This window comes from Caldimonas sp. (genome assembly GCF_046289365.1).
Taxonomy (GTDB): Bacteria; Pseudomonadota; Gammaproteobacteria; order Burkholderiales; family Burkholderiaceae_C; genus Caldimonas.
In genome coordinates this window covers 1-5,548 of the sequence record NZ_JBKBVU010000205.1, presented here as the reverse complement: position 1 = coordinate 5,548, position 5,548 = coordinate 1, and the positions used below count along the sequence as shown (strand labels likewise).

The window sequence follows — 5,548 nt, the reverse complement described above, 5'->3', positions numbered from 1 at the left end:
CGGGCTGCACCTGTCGATCGAGTTCACCGGCGGCACCGTCCTGGAGGTGCAGTACGCTCAGGCGGCCGATGTGGGCAAGGTGCGCAGCCAGATCGAGTCGCTGGGCTTCGGCGAGGTGCAGGTGCAGAATTTCGGCACCTCGCGCGACGTGCTGATCCGCGTGCCGCTGCGTGGCGACGTGCCGCAGTCGGAGGTGGTCTCCCGGGTCATGGAGTCCCTGTGCCGAGCCGAGGACGGCCGCCTGGCGCAGCGCCAGGAAGTCACCGACAAGGGCGAATCGGTCAGCCGCCAGGTCTGCGAGGCCGCGGGCGGCGAGCCGCTGCGTCTGCAGCGCAGCGAGTTCGTCGGCCCGCAAGTGGGCGCCGAACTGGCCCGCGACGGCGCCATCGCGCTGGCGATGACGATCGTGGGCATCATGATCTACCTGGCCTTGCGGTTCGAGTGGAAGTTCTCGGTGGCCGCCATCGTCGCCAACTTGCACGATGTGATCATCATCCTGGGCTTTTTCGCTTTCTTCCAGTGGGAGTTCTCGCTGTCGGTGCTGGCGGCGGTGCTGGCCGTGCTGGGCTATTCGGTCAATGAGTCGGTGGTGATCTTCGACCGCATCCGCGAGTCCTTCCGCAAGTACCGCAAGATGACGACGGCGCAGATCATGGACAACGCGATCACGCGCACCATGAGCCGCACCGTCATCACCCATGGCTCCACGCAGATCATGGTGCTGTCGATGCTGATCTTCGGCGGCCCCACGCTGCACTACTTCGCCCTGGCCTTGACGATCGGCATTTGCTTCGGCATTTACTCCTCGGTGTTCGTCGCCGCGGCCACTGCGATGTGGCTGGGGGTCAAGCGTGAGGATCTGATCTCGCCCACCCGCAAGGAGACCGATCCGGACGACCCGAACGCGGGTGCCGTGGTGTAGAGTTCGACGCAACCACATTGCGAACGCAGGCCCCGTCCCCCTGACCATGACCATCCCTGCCGACCCCAAGGCGCTCGCTGCCCAGGCCCGCAGGACCTTCCTGAACGTGGTGCTCTATGGGGCCTCCAATGCGATGACCGCGGTGGAGGAGGGGGCCAAGCAACTGGCCACCCAGCCGGCCCCGCCCGAACTCCTGCTGCGCCGCCGTGAGGCCTGGGCCGATCTTCAGCGTCTGCGCGAGACCTGGCACCGCCAGCTCGCTGAGCAGATCCAGTCCTGGCAGGGGGCCCTGTCGTCTACCGGGGTCACCCCCACGGTGATGGCCAGCCTGTCGCGCGGGGCCGAGTTGTCGCTGGTCGATGACGCCACCATCGAGCACGAGATCCTGAGCTCGCGGCTGGCCCTGGCGGCGATGGACCAGGCCAGTTCGGAGTTCACCGACCTGCGCTCGCGCATCGTGGCGCTGGAGCGCCGGGACGAGCTGCCACCGTCGGACCTGTTGCGCCCCCAGGCGATCGCCGCGCTCATCCTGCGCACCTGGCGCAGCGCCGGGCTGGGACTGGAGGCCTGGCGTTGCCTGCAGCCCGTGCTGCACGAGGAGCTGGGCCACCTGCTCGTGCTGGCCTACCACGAGACCAACAAGTGGCTGATCGCCCATGGGGTGCTGCCCGAGATCGACCTGCGCCCGCTGATCCGGCGGGCCCGGGACACGGGCGTGGCTGCCTCCGCAGGACGAGCGGCCGCCGCCCTGGCCGGCGGCGCCGCTCCCAGCGGGTCGGGGACGGGCAGCCTGCACGGCGTGAGCGAGGAGACGCGGCTGATGACGCGTGCGTCCAACCTGCTGCGCGCGTCCGAGCAGGCCCAGGCGGTGCTGGGGCGGCTGAACCGGCTGGTGGGCCGGCAGGTGCCCGAATTCGAGGCCACCGCCCAGGTGCACCCGGCGTCGCCGCGGCTGTCCGAGGCGATGGCCCATGCCGAGCGCGAGCTGGCGCAGCAGTTCCAGGCCAGCGCCCAGGCCGGCCAGGACGTCCAGCCCGCGACGCTGGTGCAGGGCCTGCAGGCGCGCAAGCAGGCACTCAAGCAGGCGGCCGAGTCGCCCATCGAGCGGGCCACCATCGAGATCGTGGCCCTGCTGTTCCAGAGCCTGCTGATGGAAGAGCGCCTGCCCGCGTCGGTGCGGGTGTGGTTTGCACGCCTGCAGATGCCGGTGCTGCGCGTGGCCATCAGCGAACCCGATTTCTTCGCCACCATCGACCATCCGGCGCGCAAGCTCATCGACCGCATGGGCGCCTGCGTGATGGGTTTCGACGACGCCACCGCCGGTGCCAGCGAGACGCTGGAGAAGGAGATCAAGCGTGTGGTCCAGGTGGTCGAGGCCTATCCGGACACCGGCCGGCGCGTGTTCCAGACCGTGCTGGTGGAGTTCGAGAAGTTCCTCGACCATTACTTCCGCAACGAGCACGAGCCCTCGCGGCGAGGGGTGTCTCTGGCCCAGCAGGTCGAGCAGCGCGAGATCCTGGCCATCCAGTACACGATCGAGCTGCGCAAGATGCTCAACGAGGTGCCGGTGCAGGAGGGTGTGCGCGATTTCCTGTTCCAGATCTGGGCCGACGTGCTGGCGATGACGGCCGTCAAGCATGGCGCCAACGGGGAGCCCACCAAGGCGATGAAGCGCGCAGCCGCCGATCTGATCTGGTCGGCCAGCGCCAAGGTGTCGCGCGAGGAGCGTGCCGAGGTGATCCGCCGCCTGCCCCCGCTGCTCAAGACCCTGCGCGAGGGCATGGCCAGCGCCGGCGTCCCCGCGGACAAACAGGACGAGCACATCCAGACCCTCAACAACTCCCTGGCGGCGGCCTTCACCGCCAAGACCGCGGCCATCCCGCCCGAGCGCCTGGACGAGCTGATGCTGCGGCTGGAGACGCTGGAGGAGATGCTGCCCGATGCCGAGGTCGAGATCGACGAGTCGATGGTGCTCGACCTGTCCGGCCACGAGACCTCGGACCTGGAGGTGGTGGCCGAGGGCGGCTCGGTGCCCAGCCCGGCCATGGTCGCCTGGGCGCGCGGCCTGCAGGTCGGGTCCTGGTTCAAGCTGGACTACCGCGGGCGCAACGAGGCGGTGCAACTGGCTTGGCAGGGCCTGCGCAAACAGCTCAGCCTGTTCGTCGCGCCGTCGGGGCGCTGCGTGCTGTTCCAGCAGCACCGGCTGGCCGCGTTCTTGCAGGCCGGTCTGCTCGTGCCGGCCGAGGAGGAGGCGCTCACCGTGCGTGCCACCCGCGATGCCCTGGCCAAACTGGATGCCGACCCGAGCCGCCTGCTGAACTGAACGCGTGGCGCCGCCGGGTTCCCCAGGCAGGCCGGGCGTCGGGTCTTCAGTGGATCAGTCGGTCCTGGGCGTCGACGAAGAGTTCGTCGAGGATCAGCGCGTCGGGCTCCTCGCCCAGGCTCCAGAAGACCATCAGCACGATGATCTTCAGATCCTCCAGCGACACCGGGCCGCCGGGGATGGCCATCGCACGGTCGATCACCATTTCGCGCATCGGCGCGGGCAGCACGCCGGCCGATTCCAGGAAGCTGATGAAGCCCAGGCAGTCGGGGCCGAAATGCTCGTGTTCGGCCGTCGTGTACACCCGCACCCCTGAGGCGCTTTGGGCGCTCGCGTGGGCCTGGGCCGACACGGTCAGCCCGTCCAGCCAGGTCAGAGCCTCCTGAATTTCCTCGTTCTCGAACCCCACGGCCGAGAGCTTGCGCGTCAACTGATCGTGGTCCGGGCAGGCGTCGGGTCGCCAGTAGTTTTCGTAGAGGTAGACGAGCACATCGAACATGTGTCTGACTATACCCGAGGCGACCCGCCCGGCAAGGGCGGAATACCGCTGCCACCCGCCGGGACATCGGCGGCTCAGGCCCGGTGGCAGCGCTGATACAAGCCCCCGGGCAGGCGCTCGACCCGGCCTTCGAGCTCCAGCTCCAGCAGCCGGGCGCTGAGCCGGTCGGTGGGCCAGCCGCAGCGGGCCTGTAGCACGTCCAGCGAAGCCGGATCGTGGCCCAGGGCGTCCAGCACAGGGTCGTCTGACTCGCCAGGGTCCGACGGCGCCGGCTGCGCCCGGGCCGGCAGGCGGACATCGGCCCAGTGCAGCTCCTCCAGGATGTCCTGGGCCGATTCGACCAACTTGGCACCCTGCTTGATCAGGGCATGGCAGCCGCGCGATTGCGGGGCGTGGATGGATCCCGGGATCGCGAACACCTCCCGGCCCTGTTCGGCGGCCAGCCGCGCGGTGATCAGCGAGCCGGACCGCACCGCCGCCTCCACGACCAGCGTGCCGCGGCTCAGCCCGGCGATCAGCCGGTTGCGCTGTGGGAAGTTCGACGGCAGGGGAGGCGTGCCGAGCGGGTACTCACTGACGATCAGACCTTCGGCGGCGATGCGCTCGGCCAGGGCGTGGTGGCGGCGGGGGTAGACCTGGTCCAGCCCGGTGCCGACCACGGCGACGGTGCGCCCCGGCCCGCTCAGACCGCCCTCGTGGGCGGCGGCGTCGATGCCCAGGGCCAGACCGGAGACGATGGTCAGACCTACCTCGCTGAGATGGCTGGCGAAGGCCCGGGCGTTCTCCTGTCCCTGCCGGCTGGGGTGGCGCGTGCCGACGATGGCCAGTGACGGCGCCTGCAGCCAGGCCAGGTCTCCCCTCGCATAGAGCAGCACCGGCGGGTCAGCGGTGGCCAGCAGCCAGGAAGGATAGGCGGGGTCGCCCAGGGTCAGGACATGGTGGCGGGCATCGTTGCGCAGCCAGGTCAGGGTGCGCTCCACCAGGGCCGGCACCTGCGGCGGGCATTGCTCCAGCGCCTGGGCGGCCTGTGGCGACAGCAGGTGGCGCCGGGCCTCGGGCGGCGCGGCGCAGGCGGCCTGGGGCGAACCGAAGGCGGCCAACAGGCGGCGCACCGCCTCGCGGCCCAGGCCGGGGGTTTCGAGCAGCCGCAGCCAGGCGGCCAGTTCATCGGGGGACAAGGCGGACGCAGCCATCCGGGAAGGAGGTGCCCGGCGCGGCTGGTGCCCTGCCGAGGCCACGCGCGGCCGCACGGCGGGGCCCCCGGCCGGATCAGGGCCGGGGCTCAGGGCTGGGTGAAGCGGTCGCCCACGACCACCGGATCCTTGACGTTCAGGATCAGGGCGTAGGACATGCGATCGAACACACGGAAGACGAACAGCAGGCCGTGGCGCTCGTCGGGCAGGCGCAGCGTGGCCTTGTCCGGCGAGGTGCTGTCCTTGACCACGCGGCCGGCCGACCACAGGGCCATCACATGGCCGCGCTCGACGCCGTCGCGCGCCCCCTTGTTGAGTGCGACGACCTGGTTCTGCCCAGCGGTGGCGCCGTCGCCGTAGATCGAGACGATGCGGCCCTCGATGGGCTGTTGCGGCGCGTGGGGCACGTAGTTGATGAACTCGCGCGGCGGCTGCGGGGCGAGGCGGTCACCCACGCCCATCTCCAGACGCACCGACTGCACTTCCACCGTGGCCGGCACGATCTCGCCTAGGGCCGTGGTGCGCCCCGGGCGCACATAGGTGGCCGCCCCCACGTAGGCCGCCTCGTAGCCCAGCACCTCCTGGGTGTCGGGGTCGACCAGCGCTCGGGC

4 protein-coding genes and 1 pseudogene are annotated in these 5,548 nt (G+C 70.2%); 2 read left to right on the top strand and 3 right to left on the bottom strand.

Features of this window, described 5'->3' with window-relative positions; all coding sequences use genetic code 11:
- A partial coding sequence (gene secF, locus ACK42S_RS15290; RefSeq protein ID WP_409709420.1) for a protein translocase subunit SecF occupies nucleotides 1-922 on the top strand: 922 nt, incomplete at its 5' end.
- 46 nt (nucleotides 923-968) lie between these two features.
- The gene (locus tag ACK42S_RS15285) at nucleotides 969-3,245 is read left to right on the top strand and encodes a DUF1631 family protein (protein ID WP_409709418.1); all 2,277 of its coding nucleotides are present in this window, start codon (nucleotides 969-971) and stop codon (nucleotides 3,243-3,245) included.
- A gap of 46 nt (nucleotides 3,246-3,291) precedes the next feature.
- Here ACK42S_RS15285 and ACK42S_RS15280 read toward each other — a convergent pair whose 3' ends face one another.
- The 3 genes and pseudogenes from ACK42S_RS15280 to ACK42S_RS15270 form a co-directional block, all read right to left on the bottom strand.
- Nucleotides 3,292-3,744: a DUF494 family protein gene (locus ACK42S_RS15280; RefSeq protein ID WP_409709415.1), complete on the bottom strand. Its 453-nt coding sequence runs from the start codon at nucleotides 3,742-3,744 to the stop codon at nucleotides 3,292-3,294.
- A gap of 74 nt (nucleotides 3,745-3,818) precedes the next feature.
- Complete coding sequence (gene dprA / locus ACK42S_RS15275; protein WP_409709412.1) at nucleotides 3,819-4,937, bottom strand: DNA-processing protein DprA; 1,119 nt, start codon at nucleotides 4,935-4,937, stop codon at nucleotides 3,819-3,821.
- A gap of 89 nt (nucleotides 4,938-5,026) precedes the next feature.
- Nucleotides 5,027-5,548 (bottom strand): annotated as a pseudogene (locus ACK42S_RS15270) (peptidoglycan-binding protein); the annotation flags it as partial.